1 protein-coding gene is annotated in these 1152 nt (G+C 37.5%); it reads right to left on the reverse strand.

Annotated elements, in window-relative coordinates:
- Nucleotides 1–1152, reverse strand: a 1152-nt coding sequence (locus tag BAZSYMA_RS10055) for a hypothetical protein (protein ID WP_195910150.1), incomplete at both ends; no start/stop codon positions are given.

Below are 1152 nucleotides of genomic sequence, written 5' to 3' on the forward strand. Positions count from 1 at the left end.
CTGAAGATAAGACACCTTGCTCGTCAACATGAACAAAAAATCTACTCTTTGGCCAGTTAACATTCGGGGCAATTTCTGTATTGTTACTGTTTTGATGACAACCACCACAACTCATTGCTTCGGCACGGTTTCTAATCATTTTTGCATTATAATTTGACAAATTTAATGCTTTTAGTTTTTTGTTAATGATTGTGTTTAGGTTTTTGTTTTTACCCTTAGCGGTATTATCATTGTCACTTGCATCTGATTGGAATTCATTATAGCTATCATCATTATCCAAACTAAAGCCATTAATAATGTCTCTAGAACTAGGGTTACTTGCACGCCTTTCAGGTGCCAACAAATTATCAGCATAAGCATCAAAATCACGATCGAAGTCAGTCTTCAACGATTTTAATGAATCTGAATCTGCATTGTTCTCATCAGCAAAGAGATTGGTTAATGGGTTGGATTTAACGGTATCAGCGACAAAAACAACCTCTCCCTTGGCGTTGATGTCAGTTTTAAATTCTCTAAGTTGCCATGGGCTCTTGATAAATGAGTTAGAGCGCACTTGACCTGTGCCATGGGTGTAGTTGGCAAAGTTAATTACTGCGGGCAATTTAACACCCTTGTGCACCAAACCTTTGTAGAAGAACTTTTCTAGTTGTATTAGCGCATCTGCTTTGCTCATTTGTCCTATTTTTTGCCAAAAATCTGCTACTGCAAAACACCCTTGCTTGCCTTTACTAGGTTCTGGGTTAGGGTATTGAGATTCAAAGATTAGAAAAAATCTACCACCATTATTTTTATGATAAACAACTCGGTATTCACCACAATGATCACCATTACTAGCACTTAGGTCAAAACGGTTGAATATTGCAGTTGGCGACATGGCTGAAAGAGAGACTTTTTCTTCTCTTTTTTGTAAATCCATTTCCACAAAGCCATTGGCTTTTGAGCTGACTTTAAGTGTGTTTAGTAAACTATTTAGGAGCTGAGTGTCAGTACTATTCGTTGTAGCGCCACTACTGTTGCGAATGCTTGTGAGTGTTTTGGCAAATGAGAATTTTTCATCAAAATCATCGTTATCCACATCAGTGGCACCTCGGTTAAATACCAAAGCATTGTTATTGATGGTTATGGAAGTTGATAATTTAGAGGTTGAGAGAG

This window comes from Bathymodiolus azoricus thioautotrophic gill symbiont, from assembly GCF_001298715.1.
Lineage (GTDB): Bacteria > Pseudomonadota > Gammaproteobacteria > PS1 > Pseudothioglobaceae > Thiodubiliella.